The following is a 23,855-nucleotide window of genomic DNA, read 5'->3' on the forward strand; positions in this document are numbered from 1 at the left end:
TGACGTGCCCCGCTCTTCGGCGAGAAAGGTAACCACCGATGCGTCGTCCCCAGCTGGACATCCAGCTGAAGACCCCTGACCAGATCGAGAAGATGCGGGCTGCGGGGCTGGTGGTCGCCGAGGCGCTGCGCCGGATGCGGGAGGCGGTGGCCCCCGGGGTCAGCACCGCCGACCTGGACGCGGTCGCCGAGTCGACCATCCGGGAGGCCGGAGCCGTCCCGTCGTTCAAGGGCTACCACGGTTTCCCCGCCTCGATCTGCTCCTCGGTCAACGAGCAGGTGGTGCACGCCATCCCGGCCCCGACGCAGGTGCTCCGCGACGGCGATCTCATCTCCATCGACTGCGGGGCGGTGCTGGACGGCTGGCACGGCGACGCGGCGATCACGGTGGGCGTCGGCGACGTCGAGCCCGCGCTGCTCCGGATGGCGACCGTCGCCGAGGACGCCATGTGGGCCGGCATCGCCGCCGCCGCCCGCGGCGCGGCCAGTGGGAAGGGCCGCCTCACCGACATCTCGCACGCCGTGGAGACGGCGGTGCGCAAGGGTGGCCGGTACGGCATCGTCGACGGGTACGGCGGCCACGGCATCGGCACCGAGATGCACCAGGATCCGCACGTGCTCAACCACGGGCGGCCGGGCAAGGGACCTCGCCTGGTGCCGGGCATGGCGCTTGCCATCGAGCCGATGATCACGATGGGCTCGCCCCGGACGGTGGAGTTGGCCGACGGGTGGACGGTGGTGACCCGGGACGGGTCGATGGCGGTGCACGTCGAGCACACGATGGCACTGCTGCCGGACGGGGTGTGGGTGCTGACCGCCGAGGACGGCGGCCGGGAGCGCCTCGGCGACCTGGTGACGGCCCGCCAGCCGGCTCCGGCCGCCTGACCCGCCAGCCGGCCCCGGCCGCGGGGGAGTCGGTCAACGGCCGGACATCCGGTGGCGCCGGGATCGCGGCCGGTGGCGAGGCGGTGGCATCCTGGAACGCATGCAGCGACGCGACGGAATGCGGGCGGCCGACGCCGACCGGCAGGCGGTCGCCGACCGGCTGCGGGCTGCCGTCGACGAGGGTCGCCTGGACCTGCACGAGTACGACGAGCGCCTGCAGCGGGCGTACACCGCCAAGACGTACGGCGAACTCGACTCGCTGCTCGCGGACCTGCCCGCGCCCGCCGCCCCCGCGGCGTCGGGCCTGGCCGTCCCGGCCGGGGCCGTTCCCGAGGCGGTGGCCGGGGTGCCGGCGGTGGGCGGACGGGCGGTCACCGCCCGGTGGCTCGCCGAGGTGTGGGAGCCGTGGCTGAAGGTCGTGGCGATCGTGGTGACGATCTGGGCCGTCACGTCGCTCCTCTCGACGGATCTTCTCTACTTCTGGCCCGGCTGGGTCGCCGGCCCGTGGGGCGCGGTGCTTGTGGTGCGGACGGTGTCCGGGATCACCTCCGGGGAGCCGGCGCGGTGGGCGGCCGAGCGGGAACGCCGGCGGCATCGCAAGCGTGAGAAGCGGGCCCGTAAGCAGGAGCGGAGGGCCGCCCAGCGGGACGGCCGGGAACTTCCTGGCGAATTGGGCTGAACGTCCGGCCCCGTCCTGCCTGCCGCGCCGGTAATCGGAGGTCGGTTTGGCGACTACGCGCGGGCGGGCGTACACTTTCTGATCGGCGCACAGCGTCCACTCCGGCATGCCCGCCCTGCGCTTCGGCGGGCGTCGGAGCCGCGGCTGGCGCGGGCCATCTGATCTCGATCAGGCATCCCGTGTAAGACGTTGTGGGCCGTCCGGAGCAACCGACGTCAGGACAGCGGAGGACATGCCGAAAAAAGACGGAGCCATCGAGATCGAGGGCCGGGTCATCGAGCCCCTGCCGAACGCCATGTTCCGGGTGGAGCTCGCGAACGGTCACAAGGTGCTGGCTCACATCAGCGGCAAGATGCGGCAGCACTACATCCGCATCCTGCCGGAGGACCGGGTCGTCGTCGAACTCTCGCCGTACGACCTGACCCGAGGGCGCATCGTCTACCGCTACAAGTAAGCCTGACGACGGCCGGGGGAGTCCCTGTCCGTCTTCGTCGCCCGGAGTCGCGTCACCGCGTCGCCGGGCCAGATGGGAAGTAAGGCAACCGTGAAGGTCAAGCCGAGCGTCAAGCGGATCTGCAACAAGTGCCAGGTGATCCGCCGGCACGGCCGGGTCATCGTCATCTGCGCCGACCCGCGCCACAAGCAGCGCCAGGGCTGAGCCGTTCCGGCCGGTCGCGATCACCGCGGCCGGTCGACGACCGGTCCGGGCCGCAGATCCTGACACAACACATCACAGAGCTCGTCCCAGCCGCGGGAGTGCGCAGCGCGTACCTCATCGTGGTCGACCCCCGGTCGGAGGCCGGGGCCCGCTCGGGCAACGACCGAACCCGGTCGCCGGCGCTGACGCGCCGGAAGGACAGGGGCCGGTCGGTAGCGGGGTGGGACGGGTCCAGACCTCCGCCACACCACGAGGAGTACGCCCGCACATGGCACGTCTAGCCGGCGTGGATCTTCCCCGCGAGAAGCGGATGGAGATCGCGCTCACCTACATCTTCGGCGTGGGTCGCACCCGCGCCCTGGAGACGCTCGCCGCCACCGGCATCTCGCCGGACAAGCGCGCCCGGGACCTCACGGACGAGGAGCTCGTGCAGCTCCGCGACCACATCGAGGCCAACTACAAGGTCGAAGGTGACCTGCGCCGCGAGGTCGCCGCCGACATCCGCCGCAAGGTCGAGATCGGCTGCTACGCGGGTATCCGGCACCGCCGGGGCCTGCCCGTGCGCGGCCAGCGGACGCGGACCAACGCCCGCACCCGCAAGGGCCCGAAGCGGACCGTCGCGGGCAAGAAGAAGCCCGGCAAGAAGTAATTAGGAGCGCACAGACTTATGCCACCGAAGGCTCGTGCCGGAGCCGCCGTCAAGAAGGTCCGGCGCAAGGAACGCAAGAACGTCGCCCACGGCCAGGCGCACATCAAGAGCACCTTCAACAACACCATCGTGTCCATCACGGACCCGACCGGTGCGGTCATCTCCTGGGCCTCCGCCGGCCAGGTTGGCTTCAAGGGCTCGCGCAAGTCGACCCCGTTCGCCGCGCAGCTGGCCGCCGAGGCCGCCGCGCGCCGGGCGATGGAGCACGGCATGCGCAAGGTCGACGTGTTCGTCAAGGGCCCCGGCTCCGGCCGGGAGACCGCCATCCGTTCGCTGCAGGCCGTCGGTCTGGAGGTCGGTCAGATCTCCGACGTGACCCCGCAGCCGCACAACGGGTGCCGTCCGCCGAAGCGTCGCCGGGTCTGAGAGGTTAGAGAGAGATGGCTCGTTACACCGGTGCTGACTGCCGCCGTTGCCGGCGGGAGAAGATGAAGCTGTTCCTCAAGGGCAGCAAGTGCGATGGCCCGAAGTGCCCGTTCGAGTCCCGGCCGTTCCCGCCCGGGCAGCACGGCCGTGGCCGTACCAAGGAGACGGAGTACCTGCTCCAGCTCCGTGAGAAGCAGAAGGCCCGCCGCGTGTACGGCGTGCTGGAGAAGCAGTTCCGCGGTTACTACGAGGAGGCCGTGGCCAAGCAGGCCAAGACCGGTGAGGTCCTCCTGCAGATCCTCGAGTCGCGGCTGGACAACGTGGTCTACCGGGCCGGCTACGCCAAGTCCCGGGACATGGCCCGTCAGCTGGTCAAGCACGGTCACTTCACGGTGAACGGCAAGAAGGTCGACATCCCGTCGTACCGCGTCAAGGAGCACGACATCATCGAGGTCCGGGGCAAGAGCAAGGAGCTCACCCCGTTCATCGTGGCGCAGGCCGAGGCCGGCTCCAAGAGCGTTCCGGCGTGGCTGGAGGCCATCCCGAGCCAGATGAAGATCCTCGTGCACTCGCTCCCGAGCCGCCAGGTGATCGACACCCAGGTCCAGGAGCAGCTGATCGTCGAGCTCTACTCCAAGTAGCAGCTCGTGGCGGTGGCCCGCCCTCCGGGGCGGGCCACCGGAACAGTTTGTGTCGTGGGCGTCATATGGCGGGCGCCCCGGAAGAGAAGAGAAGACATGCTCATCTCCCAGCGACCGACCCTCTCCGAGGAGTCGATCAACGAAACCCGGTCCCGGTTCACCATCGAGCCGCTGGAGCCGGGCTTCGGCTACACCCTGGGCAACTCGCTGCGCCGGACGCTGCTGTCGTCCATCCCCGGCGCGGCGGTGACCTCGATCAAAATCGACGGTGTGCTGCACGAGTTCACCACGATCCCCGGGGTCAAGGAGGACGTCGTCGAGCTCGTCATGAACATCAAGGAGCTGTGCGTCAGCTCCGAGCACGACGAGCCGGTCAGCATGTACCTGCGCAAGCAGGGCCCGGGCGACGTGACCGCCGGTGACATCCAGCCCCCGGCCGGCGTCTCGGTGCACAACCCGGACCTGAAGCTCGCCACCCTCAACGGCAAGGGCCGGCTCGACATGGAGCTGACCGTCGAGCGGGGCCGCGGCTACGTGACGGCTGCGCAGAACAAGCAGGCGGGCGCCGAGATCGGCCGGATCCCGGTCGACTCGATCTACTCGCCGGTGCTGAAGGTCACCTACCGCGTCGAGGCGACCCGTGTCGAGCAGCGGACCGACTTCGACCGGCTCATCATCGACGTCGAGACCAAGCCGTCGATGGGTCCGCGTACCGCCCTGGCCTCCGCCGGCTCGACGCTCGTCGAGCTCTTCGGCCTGGCCCGGGAGCTGGACGAGACCGCCGAGGGCATCGACATCGGGCCGTCCCCGCAGGACGCCCAGCTGGCGGCGGACCTGGCGTTGCCGATCGAGGAGCTGGACCTGACCGTCCGCTCCTACAACTGCCTCAAGCGCGAGGGCATCAACACCGTTGGTGAGCTCATCGGGCGTACCGAGGCCGACCTCCTCGACATCCGCAACTTCGGCCAGAAGTCGATCGACGAGGTCAAGATGAAGCTCGCCGGGATGGGTCTGGGGCTGAAGGACTCCGCCCCGAACTTCGACCCGGCGCACGTCGTGGACGCCTTCGGTGAGGCCGACTACGACGCCGAGGACTACCGCGAGACTGAGCAGCTGTAAGCGCGGCTGAGGATTAACGAGGAGCACCGAGAATGCCCACGCCCACCAAGGGTCCCCGCCTCGGCGGCAGCCCGGCGCACGAGCGGCTGATGCTGGCCAACCTGGCCACGTCGCTGTTCCAGCACGGCAAGATCCAGACCACCGAGACCAAGGCCCGGCGGCTGCGCCCGCTCGCGGAGCAGCTGATCACCAAGGCCAAGCGCGGTGACCTGGCCTCCCGGCGTCGGGTGCTCGCCGTCGTCAAGGACAAGGACGTGGTCTACGCCCTGTTCGACCAGATCGCGCCGCGGTACGCCAACCGCAACGGTGGCTACACCCGGATCGTGAAGACCGGTCCGCGCAAGGGTGACGCCGCGCCGATGGCGATCATCGAGTTGGTCGAGGAGCTGGAGGTCGCGCAGCCGAAGGCCAACAAGAAGACCGCCGCCCGCAAGGCCGCCCAGCAGGACAAGGTCGAGGCGCTCGCCCCGGCCGAGGAGGCCCCGGCCTCCGGCAGCGGCGACCAGGACGCCGAGCCGCCGGTGTCGGTGTCCGGCGACACCGCCGCCGCCCGCGAGGACAGCGACCTCGCGGTCGAGGAGAACAACGAGCAGAACAAGGCCTGATCGACAAGGCTTTGCCGGGCCCGGCATCCCACACGGGGTGTCGGGCCCGCTGCGTGCGGAAGGAGGGTACGGATGGCGGAAGGCATCCGGCTGCGGCTGGACGTCTCGTACGACGGCACCGACTTCTCCGGCTGGGCCCACCAGCCCGACCGGCGTACCGTCGCCGGGGTCCTCGTGCAGGCCCTGGACCTGGTGCTCGGTGCCGGGACCGCCACCGGCCTGACCGTGGCCGGCCGGACCGACGCCGGCGTGCACGCCACCGGCCAGGTCTGCCATCTCGACCTGCCGGCCGCCGTCTGGCGGCAGCACGACGCCACGCTGCTGCGGCGGTTGGCCCGGCTGCTCCCCGCCGACGTGCGGGTACGGGCGATGACCGAGGTGCCGGCGGAGTTCGACGCCCGGTTCTCGGCGACCTTCCGGCGGTACGAGTACCGGGTGACCGACGCGCCGTGGGGCGCCGAGCCGCTGCGCCGGTACGACACCCTGGCCTGGCCGAAGGGGCTCGACCTGGCGGCGCTCAACGCCGCGGCGGACGGGCTGGTGGGGGAGCACGACTTCGCCGCGTACTGCCGGCGTAAGGAGAACGCCACGACGTTGCGCGAGGTCACCCGGCTGGACTGGCGCCGCGACCCGGACGGGATCCTCGTCGCCACCGTGCAGGCGGACGCCTTCTGTCAGGCGATGGTGCGCAGCCTGGTCGGTGCGATGCTGGTCGTCGGCGACGGCCGGCGCCCCGCCGGATGGCCGGCCGGCCTGCTCGTCCGCCGCGAGCGGGCCAGCGAGGTGACGGTGGCCCCGGCGCACGGTCTGACCCTGGTCGCCGTCGGCTACCCGAAGGATCCGGCCGAGTACGCCCGGCGGGCCACGCTGACCCGCCGTCTCCGGGTGGTTCCCGACGCCTGACGCCGTTGGTCATGAGGTTGGCGGGTGGTGTGATCGCCACACCACCCGCCGACCTCACGACCGACCGGGATGGTGTCAGTCCTGGGTGGACTCGGTGTCGGAGCCGGATCCGGCGGTGGGTTGGCCGGCCACGCCGCCGTCGGCGCGGCGCTCCAGCACGCCCTGGTTGAGGTGCAGTTCGATCATGTCGAAGAGGATCTCGCGGACGGTCGTGTCGCCGGACCGGATCGACTCACCGTCGGCGCGCGTCACCAGGGCGTACGCCAGGTAGTGGCCGCGGACCTGCCAGCCGACCCGGGCCGGGGCGGTGGTGATCGCCTCGGTGTCGTCACCGGCCGCCAGGCCCCGGAAGCGGCCCTGCCGCTCGTCGAGCATCTGCCGGATGCGGTCGCGGGCGCGCTCGGCGCTCGCGCGGTCGGTCAGGTTGAACAGGCCGGTGGTGACCAGGTGGTCGCCGTCCGCCGTGCGCAGCGTGGCCCGGATCACCTGGTTGCAGCCGAGCCGCACCAGCAGGTCGGCGACCTCGCCGGTGGCGGCGACGGCGCAACTGCCGCTGGAGTGCGTCTTCAGGACCTGGTAGGCGGGCTGCCCGTCGCTGACCACGACCTGCCGGCCGGGGAAGACCTCCTTGGCGGTCAGCGGCGCCTGGTCGGTGTCCCGTGAGTCGAGGTCGCTCGGCTCCGGCCCGCCCCGGTCAGCGGCGGCCGGCTGCTCGGTCGGCGAGTTCGCCGGGGTCGTCGGGGTGAGGTCGCGGTCGCTGAGCAGGGCTGCCGCGCCGAGCCCGCAGAGGGCGAGCAGGACCAGCACCGCGGCGCCCCCGACCACCACCTGCCACATGCGGCCGCCGCCCCGCGGCGGCGGAACCGGTGCGGCGGCGGGCGTCACAGGTGCGGCGGGCGGCGCGGGCGGCGTCGCGGCGGCCGCCGACGCGTGCGTGACCGGTGCGGCCACGGCCGCGGGCGGGACGGGCGGCGGGTAGGCCGGCTGGTGGGGTGCCGCGGGGACCGGCTCGGGCTCGGGTGGTGGCAGCGGCCGCCGGGTGGCGCGGGGCAGCGACGGGGTGGGGAAGCGGGACGGGGAGGGTCCCGCCTGGGGCGGCGAACCGGGGCCGAGCACCGACAGGTCGGACCCGGGCTCCGGGTACTCCACGAATGCGTCCTCATCGGACTCGTACCGATACACCATGTCGCCCAGACTAGGAGGCATTGTCCCTTTAGGGGGTAATAATGGGAAATTGTAGTGACCCGGGGTGTCGCCGTGCCCGCCACGGGCCGGTGCGAGAATCAGCCGCGTGACCGGCGACCACTACTTCACCCCCGAACCCGCGACTGCCGCCCAGCCGCGCGAGGTCGAGTTCCACGTCGCCGGACGCCAATACACCCTGGCCTCCTCGGCCGGCGTCTTCTCCGCCGCGCGCCTCGACCCGGGCACCGCCGTGCTGTTGCGCAAGGCCGACCTGCCGTCGCCCGGCGTCACCGGCGACCTGCTCGACCTCGGCTGCGGCTTCGGGCCGATCACCTGCGTGCTCGCCAGCAGCGCGCCGTCCGCCACCGTCTGGGCGGTCGACGTCAACGAGCGTGCCCGCGACCTCACGGCGGCCAACGCCGCCCGGGTCGGCGCGGCGCAGCGGGTGCGCGTCGTCGCGCCGGACGGCGTACCGGCCGGGGTGACCTTCACCCAGATCTGGTCCAACCCGCCGATCCGGATCGGCAAGGACGAGCTGCACCAGCTGCTGCTGCGCTGGCTGCCCCGGCTCGCCCCGGACGGCGTGGCCTGGCTGGTCGTCGCCCGCCACCTCGGCGGCGACTCCCTGCAGCGTTGGCTGACCGAGCAGGGCTGGCGGGTCGAGCGCCACGCCAGCCAGAAGGGCTTCCGGGTGCTGCGGGTCACCCGGTAATCGGTTTGGCTCCGGCCCGCTGCTGGCGGCAGGATGCCGGCGTGGGATACGTGGACGTGGCAGCGGTCGGACACACCCTGCCCGACGGCCGGGAGCTCTTCGCCGACGTGTCGTTCCGGGTCGGCGAGGGCGCCAAGGTCGCGCTCGTCGGGCCGAACGGCGCCGGTAAGACGACGCTGCTGCGCATGGTCGCCGGTGACCTGCCGGTCACGCGCGGCGCGATCGCGCGGATCGGTGGGCTCGGCGTGATGCGCCAGTTCATCGGCATGATCGGCGACGAGTCGACCCTCGCCGACCTGGCGCTCTCGCTCGCACCGCCCACGCTGCGCGACGCCGGCCGCCGGCTCGCCGCCACCGAGACGGCCATGCGGGAGGCCGAGGTACGCGGCAAGTACAGCACCGCCGCCGGCAAGGCCCAGCTCGCGTACGCGGACGCGCTCGCCGCCTGGGGCGAGGCCGGAGGGTACGACGCGGAGGTCCTCTTCGACACCGTCACCACGATCGTGCTCGACCTGCCGTGGGACGCAGCGCGGGACCGTCCCGTCCGGACCCTCTCCGGCGGCCAGCAGAAGCGCTTCGCCCTCGAACTGCTGCTGCGCGGCCCCGACGAGGTGCTCCTGCTCGACGAGCCGGACAACTTCCTGGACGTGCCCGGAAAGCGCTGGCTGGAGGCGTGCCTGCGCGAATCCGGCAAGTCGGTGCTCTACGTCTCGCACGACCGGGAGCTGCTGGCCCACACCGCCGACCGGGTGGTCGCCGTCGAGGGCGGGGGCGCTTGGGTGCATCCGGGCGGGTTCGCCAGCTGGCACGAGGCGCGGCTCGCCCGGCACGACCGCCTGGACGAGCAGCGCCGGCGGTGGGACGAGGAGCACCAGAAGCTGCGCGAGCTGATGCTGATGTACAAGCAGAAGGCCGCGTACAACTCCGGGATGGCCTCCCGATACCAGGCCGCGCAGACCCGGTTGCGCAAGTTCGAGGAGGCCGGGCCGCCGCCCGTACCCCCGAAGGACCAGGACATCCGGATGCGCCTGACCGGCGGGCGGACCGGCAAGCGTTCGGTGATCTGCGACCGGCTGGAGCTCGACGGCCTGACCTACCCCTTCGACCTGGAGATCTGGTACGGCGACCGGGTCGCGGTGCTGGGGGCGAACGGGACCGGCAAGTCGCACTTCCTGCGGCTGCTCGCCCGCGGTGGCACCGACCCGGACCCGGCGAACCGGCCGGTGGACGGTGCGCACGCGCTCGTGCCGGTCGCGCACGACGGGCTGGCCCGGCTCGGCGCCCGGGTCCGGCCCGGCCACTTCTCGCAGACCCACGACCGGCCGGAGCTGATGGAGCGGACGCTCGTCGACATCCTCTGGCGGGGCGACGAGCACCGCGCCGGCATGGACCGGCACGCGGCGATGGCGGCACTGTCCCGGTACGAGCTGGCCGGCCAGGGCGACCAGCGCTTCGGCACGCTCTCCGGGGGACAGCAGGCCCGCTTCCTGGTGCTGCTGCTGGAGCTGTCCGGAGCGACGCTGCTGCTCCTCGACGAGCCGACGGACAACCTCGACCTGGCCTCGGCCGAGGCCCTGGAGGCGGGGCTGGCCGCGTTCGAGGGCACCGTGGTGGCGGTGACCCACGACCGCTGGTTCACCCGCTCCTTCGACCGGTTCCTGCTGTTCCGGGGTGACAACGAGGTGGTGGAGGTGCCGGAGCCGGTCTGGGACGTCGGATGATCCCGGCCGGCATAGGGTGGATCTCGTGACTGAGATGACGTACCGCCGGTTGGGCGACTCCGGCCTCGTGGTGTCCGTGGTCGGCATCGGCTGCAACAACTTCGGCCGCAAGCTCGACCTGGACGGCACCCGGGCGGTGGTGGAGGCGGCACTCGACGCCGGGATCAACTTCTTCGACACCGCCGACATCTACGGCGAACCGCAGGGCGGCTCCGAGGAACTGCTCGGTCAGGCGTTGAAGGGCCGCCGGGACGACGTCGTGGTCGCCACCAAGTTCGGCATGGACATGCACGGCCTCAACGGGCCCGACCACGGCGCCCGGGGTGCCCGCCGCTACGTCATGCGGGCCGTGGAGGCGTCGCTGCGCCGGCTGGGCACCGACCACATCGACCTGTACCAGATGCACGAGCCGGACCCGGACACCCCGGTCGACGAGACGCTCGCCGCCCTGGACGACCTGGTCACCGCCGGCAAGGTCCGCTACCTCGGCAACTCCAACTTCGCCGGCTGGCAGATCGCCGACGCCGACTGGACCGCGACCTCGCAGGGGCGAACCAGGTTCATCTCCGCGCAGAACCACTACTCGCTCCTGGAGCGCGCCGTCGAGGTCGAGGTGATCCCCGCGTGCGAGCGGTTCAAGCTCGGCATGCTGCCGTTCTTCCCGCTCGCCAACGGACTGCTCACCGGGAAGTACCGGCGCGGCGAGGCGCCACCGGCCGGCAGCCGCCTCGCCGGCGGTGGCCGGTACGCGGCACGGTTCGCCGCCGCCGACTGGGACACGATCGAGGCGATCGAGGCGTACGCCGCCGAGCGGGGGCTCACGATGCTCCAGGTGGCCATCGGCGGGCTCGCCGCCCAACCGGCGGTGACCTCGGTGATCGCCGGCGCGACCACGCCCGAGCAGGTACGCGCCAACGCGGAGGCGGGCGCCTGGCAGCCGAGCGACGAGGACCTGGCCGCCCTGCGCGCCGTCCTCGACCGGTAGCCGCCGAACCGCCTGGTTTCGCCGGCTCCGGACGGCCGGCATCCGCCGGAAGCGGCGGATGCCGGCCGTCGCGGTGCCGGGCCTACGGCCGGCGCCGGCGTCGGCGAAGCAGCGGCACGGTCAGCGCCCCGGCGGCGAGCACCGCGACGCCGACCCAGATCGTCCACCACCACCCGGCCGTGCCGCCGCCCGAGGCGGACCGGGCCGCCCGTGGCGACGGCACGTCCCGGGCGACCGGGGCCAGCGACGGTGTCTGCGCCGCCCGCGCCACCACCTTCGCGGTGGCTGTCCCCGAATGCGGTGCGGGTGCCGCCACCCGGACCGTCCAGGTGCCGGGCGCGAGGATCGGGCCGGTGGTGTAGAAGCCCTGGCCCTCGCCCGCCGGTTCCAGTTGCAGCGGGCCGACCGTCCGGCCGCCGGAGCCGGCCGCGGTGAGGATCAGCCGCACCAGCTTGTCCAGGCGGTGGCCGTCGGCGTACGTCGCCTGGATCGTGACGCCACCGGCGCCGTCGCCGGCCACCGCGAGCTTGAGCTTCAGGCTGTGCGCCGCGGCCGGCGCCCCGGCGAGAATCGTCAGGACCAGGCCGGTGAGCGCGGCGGCGACCGCCTTCCGGATGCGCATTCCAGGTGCCTCCCCACTCGGGCTGAGGAGCCCCGCCCGGCCGGTGCCGGACGGGGCCCCGTCGATCACAGGTGACGGCCGGGAGCGATCCGGGTGGGATCGCCGCCGAGCCGGCCGGTGCCGGTAACCGGCTCGCCGTCGTTGGCGTGTACGCCGTCCGTGCTGGCCGTGCCGCCGAGCCGGACGATCATGGCGTCGGCGTCGCGGACCAGCACGTCGCGTACCTCCGCCTCGCCGACCAGCGCGGCGTCGCCGGCGAGGTCGCGGAACGTGGTGAGCTGCTTGATCGCCCGGTTGTCCTTCCCGGCCGCCTCCGCCGTACGGGCGTCGGAGAGCTTGGCGGACAACCGCGTGTGCGCCTTGGTCGAGAGCCGCCCCGTCGCCTTGAACCGGTCCAGCAGGTTCTGCATGTCCCGGAACGACGTGGTGACGAAGAACCGGACCGACGTGACGGTGGCGTTGCCCGCCTTGTCGGTCGCCGTGACGGTCAGCTCGTGCAGGCCCAGCGGCAGCTCGTACATCGCCTGGAGGGTGCCACTCAGGTACGGCCGCCCACCCAGCTCACCGACCACGGTGGCGATGCCCGAGGTGGGGTCCACCGCCTGCCAGGACACCCGGACGTCCTGGCTGTCGCCGTAGAGTTGGCCGTCGGCGATCCCGGAGACCAGCAGGGTCGGCTTCGTGCCGTCGATCCGCACCACCGCCGACTTCAGCGTCTCGGCGTTGCCCGCCGTGTCACCGGCCCGGTAGAGGAGCTCGTGGGCCCCGTCCCCGCTGATCTCGACCGGCTCGGTGTACGGCGTCCACGCGCCACCGTCCAGCGACCACTCCAGCAGCTTCACCCCGGAGCCGGCGTCGGTCGAGGTGAGCACCACCGGGACGGTGCCGTCGTGCCAGCCCTCGTCGTTCGCCGGGGCGAACGCCGCGGTGCTCACCGGTGCCGTCGTGTCGATCCGGACGGCGAGCGTCCTCGTCGTCTCCACGTTGCCGGCCTCGTCGACCGAGCGGAACCGCAACTCGTGCTCGCCGTCCCCGGTCACCGACACCGGCGCGGCGTACGCGGTCCAGGCGGTGGCGGCGTCGAGCTGGTACTCGGTGCGGGCCACCCCGCTGCCGCCGTCCTCGTCGACGGCGGTGAGCGCGACGGTGACCGGCCCGGTGTGCCAGCCCTCCACCGGCGCGCCGGACACGTCGGCGGTGGTCACCGGCGCGGTGTCGTCGGACGCTCCGGCGGTGAGGCGGAAGTAGTCGAACGACGCCGTCTTCGAGGCGGTCTGGTTGCCGCCGAGGGTGAACACGCCCACGTTCGGGGTCGCGCCGACCGCGGCGCTTGTCAGCTCCGGCAGGGCGGTCCAGCTGGTCCCGTCGGCCGAGTACGACGCGGTGAACGTGTCGCCGCTGCGGGCCAGTCGCAGGTGCCACACCGAGCCGGTGAGGTCCGCCGCCTGGGGCTGCGGGTCCTGGACGGTGCCGCCGATCTCGCTGCGGAACTCGATCCGCCGTGTCACCGGCTGGCCGGGTTGGTTGTCCACGATGTAGTCGAACTTCAGGTAGTTGTCGTCGTCGGCGTGCACCAGCAGGCCGGCCTGCTGGTACTGCTCGTCCAGCAGGCTGCCGTCGACCTTCGTCTCCAGGATCCAGTCGCCGGCCGGCGCGGTCTGCAGGATGAAGTTCGCCGGCCCGGAGTTGCCGGAGCCGTAGATGTCGCCGTTGGGCACGTCGATGCGGAGCGCGCCGCCGGTGACCCGGTAGCCGCTCGGGTCCTCCCGCAGGATCGCGTTCCACCGGCACTTGTCCAGCGCGTCACCGGTGAACTCGTCCGACGGGTCGACCGGCCCGTCCGGCGCATCCGGCGTGACCTGGAACCAGTCGAACGCCGCCTCCACCACCGGCGCGGCCGTGCCGCCGTTGAGCGCGAACAGGCCGATCCGCGGGTCGGTGATCCCGGCCAGGGCGGCCGGCCGACCGACCGGGGTGAAGGTCTGCCCGTCCGTGGAGACCGCGGCGGTCAGGTTCGTCCCGTCGCTGTTCAGCCGTAGGTACAGGGTGTCACCGGCCGGCGCGGTGATGCTGTCGGCGGCCTCGTTGCGGGGTGCGCCGGCGGTCTCCCGGATGAACTCCACCCGCCGGCTGCCGCCGTACAGCAGGTCCAGCTTGGCGTAGTTCTCGTCGTCGCCGTACACCAGCAGGCCGGCCTGCTGGTAGTCGGCCGTCGCGGCGAGGGTGACCCGGGTGGTCGCCTGCCAGGCACCGGACGGGGCCGGCTGGAGCACCAGGTTGGTGGCGTCGTTGCGGGTGCCGTACAGGTCGCCGACCGCGGTGGGCAGGCGCAGCGCCCCGTCCGAGACCGACAGGAGCTGGTTCTCGCGCACCACGCTGGTCCACCGGTCCCGGTCCAGTGTGGTGCCGGTGAAGTCGTCCGAGCGTGTCCCGAAGCAGGACGTGTTCGGCGCGTCGACCCGTACCCGGAGCGACGTGTACGAGCGGGCGCCCCGGCTGTCGGTCACCGTCAGCGTGGCGGTGAACGTGCCGGGCGTCGGGTAGGTGTGCGTGGCGTCCAGCGTCGTCGCCGTCGCGCCGTCACCGAAGTCCCACGCGTACGTCAGCGGGGTGTCCCCCTCCGCGTCGGTGGCGGTGCCGTCGAACGCGACGGTGACCGGCGCGGTGCCGGCGGCCGGCGTGGCGGTGGCGGTGACGACCGGCGGTGCGTTCTCGGTGACGCCCCGGCCGAGGAAGTCCGCCCAGTTGACGTTGAACAGCGACCCCGCGCCGCCGCTCGGGTCGCGGGCCACGAAGTAGAGCGCTCCGCTCGCCGCGCCGGTCACCGGCGCGGTCACGTCGGTGTACGTCTGCCAGGCGCCGGTGCCCGGCACGGTGGCCGTGGCGACCACCGGTCCGTCGACCGCCCCGGCCCGGACCTCGATGACACCGCCGTCGGTCGCCGAGGCGGCCCGGAACCGGATCGAGGTGATGCCGGTCAGGTCGGCCGGTACGAGGGACCACCAGTCGCCGTCCTCGATGAAGCCGATGTTCGCACCGCCGCCGGCGGTGTCGCCGGTGGTCTCCGTCTGCACGCCGGGGTCACCGCCGCCGGTGCTGACCGGCGTCCGGCCGGTGGCCGTGTAGTACTCGGCCTGCTTGCGCTTGGGTTGGAGCTGTTCGATGTCCCGGCCGGTCAGCGGCGCCGCCCCGCCCGTGCCGCCCCCGTCGGTGTAGGTGGCCTCGAAGACGGTGAACACGTTCGCCTCGGCGCCGTGCCCGGAGGCGAGCGACGTCTGGACGGTGCCGGAGCAGCCGGTGTGCTGCTCCAGCGGGTGGGCGTGCTCGTCGTGACCGAGCAGGACCTGGAGCCGGACCCTGGCGCAGTCGATCGTGCCGTCCTCCGGGTCGGTGACCGTGATCGTGTAGCGGACCTGGTCGCCCCAGTCGAAGAAGCCGCCGTCCGGCGGGAACTCGATCTGGACCGTCGGCGCGGTGTTGCCCACCGTGACCGGCACGTTCGCCACCGCCGTGCGCCCCTTCGGGTTCGTGACGGTGAGCTGGGCGGTGTAGTTGCCGGCGGTCGCGTACGTGTGGGTGGGGTTCGGCTCGGTGGACGTCGCGCCGTCGCCGAACGCCCAGGCGTACGTCAGGGTGCCGCCGTCCGGGTCGCGCGACCCGGCGCTGGAGAACGCCACGGTCAGCGGCGCCGGGCCGGAGGTCGGTTCGGCGGCGGCCACCGCGATCGGGGCCCGGTGACCGGCGATGTAGTCGATCCGGTAGACCCCGGAGTTGTCGTTGTTGCCGCCGAAGCCGCTGCCCCACTCGATCAGGTAGAGCGCGCCGTCCGGCCCGAACTCGAAGTCCATCGGCCGGATGAGGCTCATCCCGGTGAGCAACTGGTTGATGTCGACAAGCGACCTGCCGTCCGCGGTGACCTGCAGCGCGTACATCTTCGACTGGTTCCACTCGCCGAACATCGCCTTGCCGTCGTAGTACGCCGGCCACTTGCGGTCCGAGTCAAGGTCCGGGTCGTACCGGTAGACCGGGCCGCCCATCGGCGCGCCGCCGCCACCGATCTCCGGGTAGCGCGGGTCGCCGCCGTAGCCGTAGTCGACGGTGGCCGGGACGGCCGGCGGCAGGTCGGTCAGGCCGGTGTTGTTCGGCGAGTCGTTCACCGGGGCGGCGCAGTTGAACTTCGCCCCGCTCGGCCCGGACGGGAACTGGTAGTCGTTGTACGCCTCGTTGGTCCCGGTGCAGTACGGCCAGCCGTAGTTGCCGGGGGCGGCGACGATGTTCCACTCCACCAGGCCCTCGGGGCCGCGGTTCGGGTTGTCCGAGGCCGCGTCCGGCCCGTAGTCGGCGACGTAGAGGGTGTCGGTGGCGGGGTCGATGCCGATCCGGAACGGGTTGCGGAAGCCCATCGCGTAGATCTCCGGCCGGGTCTTCGCCGTCCCCGCCGGGAAGAGGTTGCCGTCCGGGACGGTGTACGTCCCGTCGTCCTCCGGGTGGATCCGGAGCACCTTGCCGCGCAGGTCGTTGGTGTTGCCGGAGGTGCGCTGCGCGTCGTAGTCGACCCGCCCCGGGCGCTCGTCGATGGGCGTGTACGCGTCGGAGGAGAACGGGTTGGTGTTGTCCCCGGTGGCCAGGTAGAGGTTGCCGGCGGAGTCGAAGGTCATGCTGCCGCCGGCGTGGCAGCAGGTGTTGCGCTGGGTGTCGACCCGCAGCACCTGCTTCTCGCTGGCCGGGTCGATCGTGTCGCCGGCCACGGTGAACCGGGACAGCAGGTTGCGGGCCACGCCGTCGTTCGGCGCGTAGTAGAGGTAGACCCACCCGTTGGTGGCGAAGTCCGGGTCGAGGCGGATGCCGATCAGGCCGTCCTCGTTGCCGGTGAAGACGTCGAGGTCGAGGGCGGTGACGGTGTTGCCGGTGTCCGGCTTGACGATCTGCACGCGACCGTCGCGCTCGATGTAGAAGACCCGGCCGTCGGGGGCGACGTCCAGCTCCATCGGGTTGCTGGTGTTGCTGTCCAGCGTCACCTTCTCGAAGCTCTCGGTCAGCGAGGCACCGCAGTCGGCGTCCTGCACACCGGCAGCGGTCCGGATGCCGCCGAGCAGGTGGGCGAGGAACTCCGGCTCGGCGTACGACTCGCGGGTGTGCCCGCCGCCGGTGTACCAGGCGCGGCCGCCGTCGAAGTCCTGACACCAGGCGATGGGGTGGTCGTGGCCCATCGCGCCCGCGCCGGGTGCGTAGCTGGTCTCGTCGAGGGTGGCCAGGACGTGCACGTCACCGCGCGGGTTGGACTGGTAGTTGTACCACTCGTCGAAGCGGGACCAGCGTTCCGGCAGGTCGGCCGTGGACGGGTGTGCCTGGTCCTCCACCTTGACCGTGGCCTGCTGGTTGGCCGGGTGGCTGGCGAAGTACGCGCCCACCAGGTCCCCGTACCAGGCCCAGCTGTACTCGGTGTCGGAGGCGGCGTGGACGCCGGCGTACCCGCCACCGGCCCGGATGTAGCGCTCGAACGCCGCCTGCTGGTCCGCGTTGAGCACGTCGCCGGTGGTGGAGAGCCAGACGACCGCCCGGTAGCGGGCGAGGTTCTCGTCGGTGAAGGCGGCACCGTCCTCGGTGGTGTCGACGTTGAAGCCGTTGTCGGCGCCGAGCTGCTGGATCGCGGCGATCCCGGTGGGGATGGAGTCGTGCCGGAAGCCGGCGGTCTTCGAGAAGACCAGGATCGAGAACGGCTCGTCTTCGGCGGCGGCCGGCGCGGGGGCCGCGGCGGGTGCGGCCTGGGCGGCGGGGACGGTCCGGGCGGCTTGGGCCGCGGGCGCTGCGACGAGAGCGGTCGCGGCGAGGCCGAGGGTGAGCAGGGCGGCGGTGAGGGGTACGTGGGCACGGCGCGGTTGGGACACTCGTGTCTCCTTTGTCCTGCTGGACAGGGGTCACGGGGGCCGGCTCGCCGAAGACCGTCCCAGGTGGAGCCGGTCCGAACGCCTTGCCGGGGCGCCCGTCCGGCATTTTGTCGACTCGCTGAACAAATTAGTCCCGTTACATCGATCCATGGCAAGTTCTCGATGGGTAACGTTTCGGCAACGGTCGGCGACATACCGCCCCGGACAGTGCAAAGCGTGCGGTCCCGGGTGCCGCGCCTTGGCAGCCCGGCGTATCTGTCGTACGGTGACACGCAAGTGACCCACGGGAGCCCGGTGGACCGGGCTGAGAGGGGGGCTGTGAGCCCCCGACCGTCGAACCTGATCCGGGTAATGCCGGCGCAGGGAGGAGTTTGCCGTGCCGTCCCTCGGGCGACTGCATCTCATCACCGACACCCGACCCGGGCGGGATCCGCTCGCCGTGGTCCGGGCCGCCCTGCCGGTGGCCCGCACCGAGCTGGTCGTACAGGTCCGGGTAACCGACGACGCGACCGACCGGGAGGCGTACGACCTGGCCCGCCGGGTGGTCGCGCTCTGCGCGCGGTACGGGGCGGCCTGCCTGGTGAACGACCGCCTGCACGTGGCCCTGGCCGTGGGTGCCGCCGGTGGGCACGTGGGCGCCGACGACCTGCCGGTCGGGGCGGCCCGCGCCGTGCTCGGCTCCACCGCCGTCCTGGGGGCCACCGCACGCGACCCGGGAGCCGCCGCCGAGGCGGTCGCCGCGGGGGCCAGCTACCTGGGGGTCGGGCCGTACCGGCCCACGTCGACGAAGGACGGGCTTCCAGCGGCGATCGGTGCCGACGGCGTCCGGGCGGTGGCCGGGGCGGTGGACGTCCCGGTGATCGCCATCGGGGGAGTGACGGCGGAGGACGTGCCCGCGTTGCGGGCCGCCGGCGCGTACGGGGTGGCGGTGGTCGGCGCGCTCTCCGGGGCCGCCGACCCCGCCCGCGCCGCCGCCGAGCTGCTCGGGGCGCTGTCGTGTTAACAAGGGACCCTTCCTCTACCGGAGGCGTTAAGAAGGGGCCCTTCCTTGCACCGGATGTGGCGGTGGTGGGGGCGGGGCCGATCGGGCTGGCCATTGCCTGGCGGTGCGCGGCACGGGGGCTGCGGGTCGTCGTGCACGACCCCGATCCCGGGTCGGGCGCCTCGCACGTCGCGGCCGGGATGCTCGCGCCGGTCGCCGAGGCGTACTTCGGTGAGCAGGAGCTGACCCGGCTGCTCACCGAGTCGGCCGCCCGCTGGCCGGCGTTCGCCGAAGAGCTGGCCGAGGCGTCCGGCGCCGACCTGGGGTACCGGACCGAGGGCACGCTCCTGGTCGGGCTCACCGCCGACGACCTCGCCGAGGCGCGCCGGCTGTGGGCGTACCAGCAGGGGCTCGGCCTGCCGGTGACCCCCTCGCGTCCCTCCGAGCTCCGCGACCGCGAGCCGGCGCTGGCGCCCCGCGTGCGCGGCGGCGCGGTCGCGGCCACCGACCACCAGGTGGACCCGCGGCGGCTCGTTCCCGCGCTGCGCGCCGCGGCCACCGCGGCCGGCGTCACGCTGCTGCCCACGCTCGTCGAGCGGCTGTCCGACGTGGACGCGGGCGTCACGGTGGTGGCGGCCGGCTGCGGTGCCGCCGCGTTGACCGGGATGCCGGTCCGCCCGGTGAAGGGCCAGGTGCTCCGGCTCCGCGCGCCCGGCGCCGGCGCGCCGTGCTTCCGGCACGTCATCCGGGGGTACGCGGACGGCGAGCACGTCTACCTCGTCCCCCGGGACAGCGGTGAGGTAGTCGTCGGGGCGACCGTCGAGGAGCGCACCGACCCCACGGTGACCGCCGGCGCCGTGCTGCGGCTGCTCCGGGCCGCCGTCGACCTGGTGCCCGAACTGGCCGAGTACGACCTGGTGGAGACGCTCGCCGGGATGCGCCCCGGCACCCCCGACAACGCGCCGATCCTCGGCCCGCTGCCCGGCCGGGCGGACGTGCTCGCCGCCACCGGGCACCACCGGCACGGGATCGTGCTCACCCCGCTCACCGCCGACCTGATCGCGGACCTGATCGTCACCGGGACGCCGGACCCGCTGCTGGCTCCCTTCGCACCGGACCGGTTCGCAGCCGAGGAGGACAGCCATGGACGTGACCGTTAACGGCGCCGGGCGGACCCTGGCCGACGGCTCGACCGTCGCCGACCTGGTCCGCGCGGTCACCCCGCAGGAGCGCGGCCTGGCCGTCGCCGTCAACGGCGAGGTGGTGCCGCGCGGCGGCTGGCCGGCGACCGTGCTGCGCGCCGGCGACCGGGTCGAGGTGCTCAGCGCAGCGCAGGGCGGGTGAGCACGGTGACCTTCGAGCTGGGCGGCGTGACGTTCACCTCGCGGCTGGTACTCGGCACCGGCGGGGCCGCCAACCTGCACGTCCTGGAGCAGGCCGTCCGGGCGTCCGGCACCGGGCTGATCACCCTTGCCCTGCGGCGCGTCGACACCACCCCGGGCGGCTCGGGGGGCCTGCTCGACCTGCTCGACCGCTGCGGGGTACGGCTGCTGCCCAACACCGCCGGTTGCTACACGGCGGGTGAGGCCGTGAAAGTGGCCCACCTCGCGCGGGAGGCGTTCGGCACCGACTGGGTGAAGCTTGAGGTGATCGGCGACGAGCGGACCCTGCTGCCGGACGGCGTCGAGCTGCTGCGCGCCGCGGAGGAACTGGTCGCCGACGGGTTCACCGTGCTGCCGTACACGTCGGACGACCCGGTCCTGGCGCGCCGGCTCGCGGACGTCGGCTGCGCGGCCGTGATGCCGGCCGGAGCACCGATCGGGTCCGGGTTGGGGGTGTCCAACCCGAACCACATCCGGCTCATCCGGCAGAGCGTGGACGTGCCGGTGATCCTGGACGCCGGGATCGGCACCGCCTCCGACGCGGCGCTCGCCATGGAGCTGGGCTGCGACGCGGTGCTGCTGGCAAGCGCGGTGACCCGGGCCGCCGACCCGGTGGCGATGGCCACCGCGATGCGGTACGCGGTCGAGGCGGGCCGGCTCGCGTACGGGGCCGGCCGGATCCCGCGCCGCTTCCACGCCCTCGCGTCCACCCCGGACGAGGGCAGGCCGGAGCTGTGACCGGCCGGGCAGCCGGACCGACCGGGGTCGTCGTGCTGACCGACCGGCGGACCGCCCGGCGCCCGCTCGTCGACGTCGTCGCCGGTGCGGTGGCCGGGGGCGTGCGGTGGGTGGTGCTGCGGGAGAAGGACCTGTCCCGCGGCGAGCGCGCCGCGCTCGCCGCCGACCTGCGCGCGGTCCTCGCCGACAGCGGCGGCACGCTTATCGTCGCCGGCCCCGACCCGCTGTGCGGTGACGCCGTGCACCTGCCCGCCGCCGGCCCGTACCCGCCACCGCGCCTGGGCCTGGTCGGCCGCTCCTGCCACGACGCGGCCGAGCTGGCCCGCCTCACCACCGAGGACTACGCCACCCTGTCGCCCGTCCACCCCACGAGAACCAAACCCGGCTACGGCCCACCCCTGGGCGCCGACGGGCTGCGCGCGCTGATCCGGCTCAGCCCGGTCCCGGTCCTCGCCCTCGGCGGCATCGAGACAGCCGAACAGGTAGCGGCGTGCGTGGCGGCCGGAGCCGCCGGCGTGGCGGTGCTCGGTTCCGTCATGCGGTCCGCGGACCCCACCGGGACAGCGGCCCGCCTCACGAACGGCTTCAACCAGGCCACCCAGCCCGCGTTCGCGACAACCGGGGGAGGAGCATGACGCCGCCGACAGTCCTCACCATCGCCGGATCCGACTCCGGGGCGGGCGCCGGCATTCAGGCCGACCTGAAGGTCTTCGCCGCGCTCGGTGCCTACGGGACCAGCGTCATCACGGCAGTCACCGCCCAGAACACGCGCGGCGTCGACGCGGTGCTGCCGCTACCCCCGCGCACGGTCACCGACCAGCTGGACAGCGTGCTCGCCGACTTCACGGTCCGGGCCGTGAAGACCGGCATGCTCGGCACCCCGGCGGTCGCCGACGCGGTCGCCGACGCGGCGAAGGACGGCCGGCTGCCGCACCTCGTCGTCGACCCGGTGCTGGTCGCCACCAGCGGGCACGCGCTGGGCGTGGTCGCGGCGGTGGAGCGGCTGCTGCCGTACGCGCTGGTGGCGACGCCGAACTGCGCGGAGGCCGCGGCCATCACCGGACGCCCGGTGACCACCGTCGAGGAGATGGTGGCCGCCGCGGAGGCCCTGGCAGCGGGCGGCCCGGAGCACGTGGTGGTCACCGGCGGCGACGTGGACGCGGACGGCGAGGCGGTTGACGTGCTGCACGGCGGCGGGGTCACCACCCTGCTCCGCGCGCCCCGGGTGCCGACCCGGCACAACCACGGGACCGGCTGTTCCTTCTCGGCGGCCATCACCGTCCGGCTCGCGTCGGGCGACCCGGTGCCGGTGGCCGTCGCCACGGCGAAGGAGTACGTCACCCGGGCGCTGACCGGCGCCCGGGACTGGGAGTTGGGCGCGGGACGCGGGCCGCTCGACCACTTCGGTTGGTCCGCTTGATCGACAGGGAGGCTGTCATGCAGGCACGTCGCAAGGTCTACGTCGAGGGGTCGCGACCGGACATCCGGGTACCGTTCGCGGAGGTCGACCTCACCGGCGACAACCCGCCGGTGCGGCTCTACGACACGTCCGGCCCCGGATCCGACCCGGAGGTGGGGCTGCCGCCGCTGCGCGGACCGTGGATCGCTTCCCGTGGTGACGTCGCTCCGACGCGGGGAGCGGGCACGCCGCTGGCCGGTGCGGACGGGAAGCGGCCGACGCAGCTCGCGTACGCCCGCTCCGGCGTGGTCACGCCGGAGATGGAGTTCGTGGCCATCCGGGAGGGAGTGGCACCCGAGTTCGTCCGCGACGAGATCGCGGCCGGGCGGGCGGTGCTGCCGTTGAACGTCAACCACCCCGAATGCGAGCCGGCGATCATCGGCAAGGCGTTCCTGGTGAAGGTCAACGCCAACATCGGCACGTCAGCGGTCACCTCGTCGATCGCCGAGGAGGTGGAGAAGCTGACCTGGGCGACCCGGTGGGGCGCGGACACCGTGATGGACCTGTCGACCGGCAAGCGGATCCACGAGACGCGCGAGGCGATCGTGCGGAACTCGCCGGTGCCGATCGGGACCGTGCCGATCTACCAGGCGCTGGAGAAGGTCGGCGGCGACCCGGTCAAGCTGAGTTGGGAGGTGTTCCGGGACACCGTCGTCGAACAGGCCGAGCAGGGCGTCGACTACATGACGGTGCACGCCGGGGTGCTGCTGCCGTACGTGCCGCTGGCCGTCGACCGGGTGACCGGGATCGTGTCCCGGGGCGGTTCGATCATGGCGGCCTGGTGCCTGGCCCACCACGAGGAGAACTTCCTCTACACGAACTTCCGGGAGCTGTGTTCGCTGCTCGCGAAGTACGACGTGACGTTCTCGCTCGGCGACGGCTTGCGCCCGGGTTCCATCGCCGACGCCAACGACGAGGCGCAGTTCGCCGAGCTTCGTACGCTCGGTGAGCTGACGAAGATCGCCTGGGAGTACGACGTCCAGGTGATGATCGAGGGCCCGGGGCACGTGCCGATGCACAAGATCAAGGAGAACGTGGACCTCCAGCAGGAGTGGTGCCACGAGGCCCCGTTCTACACGCTCGGTCCGTTGACGACGGACATCGCCCCCGCGTACGACCACATCACCTCGGCCATCGGCGCGGCGATGATCGGCATGTTCGGCACGGCGATGCTCTGCTACGTCACCCCCAAGGAGCACCTCGGGCTGCCGGACCGCGACGACGTGAAGGCCGGGGTGATCGCGTACAAGATCGCGGCACACGCGGCGGACCTGGCCAAGGGGCACCCCGGCGCGCAGGCGTGGGACGACGCGCTCTCCAAGGCACGGTTCGAGTTCCGCTGGGAGGACCAGTTCAACCTCTCGCTGGACCCGGAGACGGCGCGGTCGTACCACGACGCGACGCTGCCCGCCGAGCCGGCGAAGACCGCGCACTTCTGCTCGATGTGCGGGCCGAAGTTCTGCTCCATGAAGATCACCCAGGAGCTCAAGGAGTACGCGGCCCGGGGCATGCGGGACAAGTCCGAGGAGTTCGTGGCCTCCGGCAGCCGCGTCTACCTCCCCCTAGCCTGACCCCTACCCACCCACCCACCCCGGGCGGGTGGCGCTCGTTGATCAA

The 23,855-nt window shown here is 72.7% G+C and carries 23 protein-coding genes and 1 riboswitch; of the genes, 20 read left to right on the forward strand and 3 right to left on the reverse strand.

The window, feature by feature from the left end; translation table 11 throughout:
• Window positions 1-38 precede the first annotated feature (38 nt).
• The 10 genes from map to truA all read left to right on the forward strand — a co-directional run bounded on the left by map (window position 39) and on the right by truA (window position 6,564).
• Window positions 39-884, forward strand: a complete 846-nt coding sequence (map, locus tag ABTW87_RS13690) for a type I methionyl aminopeptidase (protein WP_350651130.1) — start codon at window positions 39-41, stop codon at window positions 882-884.
• A 100-nt stretch (window positions 885-984) separates the two neighbouring features.
• Window positions 985-1,563 carry a DUF1707 SHOCT-like domain-containing protein gene (locus tag ABTW87_RS13695; RefSeq protein WP_350651131.1) on the forward strand — a complete coding sequence of 193 codons (579 nt, stop codon included), beginning with the start codon at window positions 985-987 and terminating at the stop codon, window positions 1,561-1,563.
• A gap of 232 nt (window positions 1,564-1,795) precedes the next feature.
• Window positions 1,796-2,017 carry a translation initiation factor IF-1 gene (infA, locus tag ABTW87_RS13700; RefSeq protein ID WP_007073013.1) on the forward strand — a complete coding sequence of 74 codons (222 nt, stop codon included), beginning with the start codon at window positions 1,796-1,798 and terminating at the stop codon, window positions 2,015-2,017.
• 90 nt (window positions 2,018-2,107) lie between these two features.
• Entirely contained in the window at window positions 2,108-2,221 is a 114-nt protein-coding gene (gene rpmJ / locus ABTW87_RS13705) for a 50S ribosomal protein L36 (RefSeq protein WP_089005225.1), read from the forward strand.
• A gap of 268 nt (window positions 2,222-2,489) precedes the next feature.
• A complete protein-coding gene (gene rpsM, locus ABTW87_RS13710) occupies window positions 2,490-2,870 on the forward strand; it encodes a 30S ribosomal protein S13 (protein ID WP_111134434.1) in 381 nt (126 codons plus the stop codon).
• A gap of 18 nt (window positions 2,871-2,888) precedes the next feature.
• Window positions 2,889-3,296: a 30S ribosomal protein S11 gene (gene rpsK, locus ABTW87_RS13715; protein WP_007073011.1), complete on the forward strand. Its 408-nt coding sequence runs from the start codon at window positions 2,889-2,891 to the stop codon at window positions 3,294-3,296.
• Window positions 3,297-3,310: 14 nt separating this feature from the next.
• Window positions 3,311-3,937, forward strand: a complete 627-nt coding sequence (rpsD, locus tag ABTW87_RS13720; protein ID WP_350651132.1) for a 30S ribosomal protein S4 — start codon at window positions 3,311-3,313, stop codon at window positions 3,935-3,937.
• 96 nt (window positions 3,938-4,033) lie between these two features.
• On the forward strand, window positions 4,034-5,056 hold the full coding sequence (locus tag ABTW87_RS13725; RefSeq protein ID WP_350651133.1) for a DNA-directed RNA polymerase subunit alpha: 1,023 nt from the start codon (window positions 4,034-4,036) through the stop codon (window positions 5,054-5,056).
• Between the two features lie 32 nt (window positions 5,057-5,088).
• Window positions 5,089-5,661 carry a 50S ribosomal protein L17 gene (rplQ, locus tag ABTW87_RS13730; RefSeq protein WP_350651134.1) on the forward strand — a complete coding sequence of 191 codons (573 nt, stop codon included), beginning with the start codon at window positions 5,089-5,091 and terminating at the stop codon, window positions 5,659-5,661.
• A gap of 72 nt (window positions 5,662-5,733) precedes the next feature.
• Window positions 5,734-6,564, forward strand: coding sequence for a tRNA pseudouridine(38-40) synthase TruA (gene truA, locus ABTW87_RS13735; RefSeq protein WP_350651135.1), 831 nt, complete (start codon window positions 5,734-5,736; stop codon window positions 6,562-6,564).
• A gap of 75 nt (window positions 6,565-6,639) precedes the next feature.
• Here truA and ABTW87_RS13740 read toward each other — a convergent pair whose 3' ends face one another.
• Window positions 6,640-7,749: a hypothetical protein gene (locus ABTW87_RS13740; RefSeq protein WP_350651136.1), complete on the reverse strand. Its 1,110-nt coding sequence runs from the start codon at window positions 7,747-7,749 to the stop codon at window positions 6,640-6,642.
• A 106-nt stretch (window positions 7,750-7,855) separates the two neighbouring features.
• On the opposite strand from ABTW87_RS13740, the gene ABTW87_RS13745 reads away from it, so the two are divergent.
• The 3 genes from ABTW87_RS13745 to ABTW87_RS13755 are packed head-to-tail and all read left to right on the forward strand — an operon-like array spanning window position 7,856 to window position 11,167.
• A complete protein-coding gene (locus ABTW87_RS13745; protein ID WP_350651137.1) occupies window positions 7,856-8,461 on the forward strand; it encodes a class I SAM-dependent methyltransferase in 606 nt (201 codons plus the stop codon).
• 41 nt (window positions 8,462-8,502) lie between these two features.
• Entirely contained in the window at window positions 8,503-10,182 is a 1,680-nt protein-coding gene (locus ABTW87_RS13750; RefSeq protein ID WP_350651138.1) for an ABC-F family ATP-binding cassette domain-containing protein, read from the forward strand.
• Between the two features lie 16 nt (window positions 10,183-10,198).
• The gene (locus ABTW87_RS13755) at window positions 10,199-11,167 is read left to right on the forward strand and encodes an aldo/keto reductase (RefSeq protein ID WP_350651139.1); all 969 of its coding nucleotides are present in this window, start codon (window positions 10,199-10,201) and stop codon (window positions 11,165-11,167) included.
• Window positions 11,168-11,249: 82 nt separating this feature from the next.
• Here the strand turns inward: ABTW87_RS13755 and ABTW87_RS13760 are convergent, their stop codons facing one another.
• Both ABTW87_RS13760 and ABTW87_RS13765 read right to left on the reverse strand, forming a co-directional pair.
• Complete coding sequence (locus ABTW87_RS13760) at window positions 11,250-11,789, reverse strand: hypothetical protein (protein ID WP_350651140.1); 540 nt, start codon at window positions 11,787-11,789, stop codon at window positions 11,250-11,252.
• 65 nt (window positions 11,790-11,854) lie between these two features.
• Complete coding sequence (locus ABTW87_RS13765) at window positions 11,855-17,677, reverse strand: ThuA domain-containing protein (RefSeq protein WP_350651141.1); 5,823 nt, start codon at window positions 17,675-17,677, stop codon at window positions 11,855-11,857.
• Between the two features lie 273 nt (window positions 17,678-17,950).
• Window positions 17,951-18,060, forward strand: a riboswitch (TPP riboswitch).
• On the opposite strand from ABTW87_RS13765, the gene thiE reads away from it, so the two are divergent.
• From thiE to thiC, 7 genes are all read left to right on the forward strand, one after another.
• Complete coding sequence (thiE, locus tag ABTW87_RS13770) at window positions 18,054-18,680, forward strand: thiamine phosphate synthase (protein ID WP_350651142.1); 627 nt, start codon at window positions 18,054-18,056, stop codon at window positions 18,678-18,680. Its footprint overlaps the riboswitch before it by 7 nt.
• A complete protein-coding gene (gene thiO / locus ABTW87_RS13775; protein WP_350651143.1) occupies window positions 18,674-19,819 on the forward strand; it encodes a glycine oxidase ThiO in 1,146 nt (381 codons plus the stop codon). The genes thiE and thiO overlap by 7 nt, the downstream gene beginning before the upstream one ends.
• Complete coding sequence (thiS, locus tag ABTW87_RS13780; protein WP_350651144.1) at window positions 19,803-20,003, forward strand: sulfur carrier protein ThiS; 201 nt, start codon at window positions 19,803-19,805, stop codon at window positions 20,001-20,003. The genes thiO and thiS overlap by 17 nt, the downstream gene beginning before the upstream one ends.
• A complete protein-coding gene (locus ABTW87_RS13785) occupies window positions 20,000-20,779 on the forward strand; it encodes a thiazole synthase (protein ID WP_350651145.1) in 780 nt (259 codons plus the stop codon). Before thiS ends, ABTW87_RS13785 begins: the two co-directional genes overlap by 4 nt.
• A complete protein-coding gene (locus ABTW87_RS13790) occupies window positions 20,776-21,414 on the forward strand; it encodes a thiamine phosphate synthase (protein ID WP_350651146.1) in 639 nt (212 codons plus the stop codon). The genes ABTW87_RS13785 and ABTW87_RS13790 overlap by 4 nt, the downstream gene beginning before the upstream one ends.
• Complete coding sequence (gene thiD / locus ABTW87_RS13795; protein ID WP_350651147.1) at window positions 21,411-22,199, forward strand: bifunctional hydroxymethylpyrimidine kinase/phosphomethylpyrimidine kinase; 789 nt, start codon at window positions 21,411-21,413, stop codon at window positions 22,197-22,199. Before ABTW87_RS13790 ends, thiD begins: the two co-directional genes overlap by 4 nt.
• A 17-nt stretch (window positions 22,200-22,216) precedes the next feature.
• Window positions 22,217-23,809 (forward strand): phosphomethylpyrimidine synthase ThiC, encoded by a 1,593-nt coding sequence (gene thiC, locus ABTW87_RS13800; RefSeq protein WP_350651148.1) that lies wholly within the window; start codon window positions 22,217-22,219, stop codon window positions 23,807-23,809.
• Window positions 23,810-23,855: the final 46 nt, after the last annotated feature.

The sequence above is a fragment of the Micromonospora sp. NPDC126480 genome, from assembly GCF_040302465.1.
In the GTDB taxonomy this organism is placed as follows: domain Bacteria; phylum Actinomycetota; class Actinomycetes; order Mycobacteriales; family Micromonosporaceae; genus Micromonospora.

Bases quoted from the DNA above. Each gene is read 5' to 3' on its own strand.
- map (WP_350651130.1), top strand. From the start codon at position 39: ATGCGTCGTCCCCAGCTGGACATCCAGCTGAAGACCCCTGACCAGATC.
- ABTW87_RS13695 (WP_350651131.1), top strand. From the start codon at position 985: ATGCAGCGACGCGACGGAATGCGGGCGGCCGACGCCGACCGGCAGGCG.
- infA (WP_007073013.1), top strand. From the start codon at position 1,796: ATGCCGAAAAAAGACGGAGCCATCGAGATCGAGGGCCGGGTCATCGAG.
- rpsM (WP_111134434.1), top strand. From the start codon at position 2,490: ATGGCACGTCTAGCCGGCGTGGATCTTCCCCGCGAGAAGCGGATGGAG.
- rpsK (WP_007073011.1), top strand. From the start codon at position 2,889: ATGCCACCGAAGGCTCGTGCCGGAGCCGCCGTCAAGAAGGTCCGGCGC.
- rpsD (WP_350651132.1), top strand. From the start codon at position 3,311: ATGGCTCGTTACACCGGTGCTGACTGCCGCCGTTGCCGGCGGGAGAAG.
- ABTW87_RS13725 (WP_350651133.1), top strand. From the start codon at position 4,034: ATGCTCATCTCCCAGCGACCGACCCTCTCCGAGGAGTCGATCAACGAA.
- rplQ (WP_350651134.1), top strand. From the start codon at position 5,089: ATGCCCACGCCCACCAAGGGTCCCCGCCTCGGCGGCAGCCCGGCGCAC.
- truA (WP_350651135.1), top strand. From the start codon at position 5,734: ATGGCGGAAGGCATCCGGCTGCGGCTGGACGTCTCGTACGACGGCACC.
- ABTW87_RS13740 (WP_350651136.1), bottom strand. From the start codon at position 7,749: ATGGTGTATCGGTACGAGTCCGATGAGGACGCATTCGTGGAGTACCCG.
- ABTW87_RS13760 (WP_350651140.1), bottom strand. From the start codon at position 11,789: ATGCGCATCCGGAAGGCGGTCGCCGCCGCGCTCACCGGCCTGGTCCTG.
- thiS (WP_350651144.1), top strand. From the start codon at position 19,803: ATGGACGTGACCGTTAACGGCGCCGGGCGGACCCTGGCCGACGGCTCG.
- thiD (WP_350651147.1), top strand. From the start codon at position 21,411: ATGACGCCGCCGACAGTCCTCACCATCGCCGGATCCGACTCCGGGGCG.
- thiC (WP_350651148.1), top strand. From the start codon at position 22,217: ATGCAGGCACGTCGCAAGGTCTACGTCGAGGGGTCGCGACCGGACATC.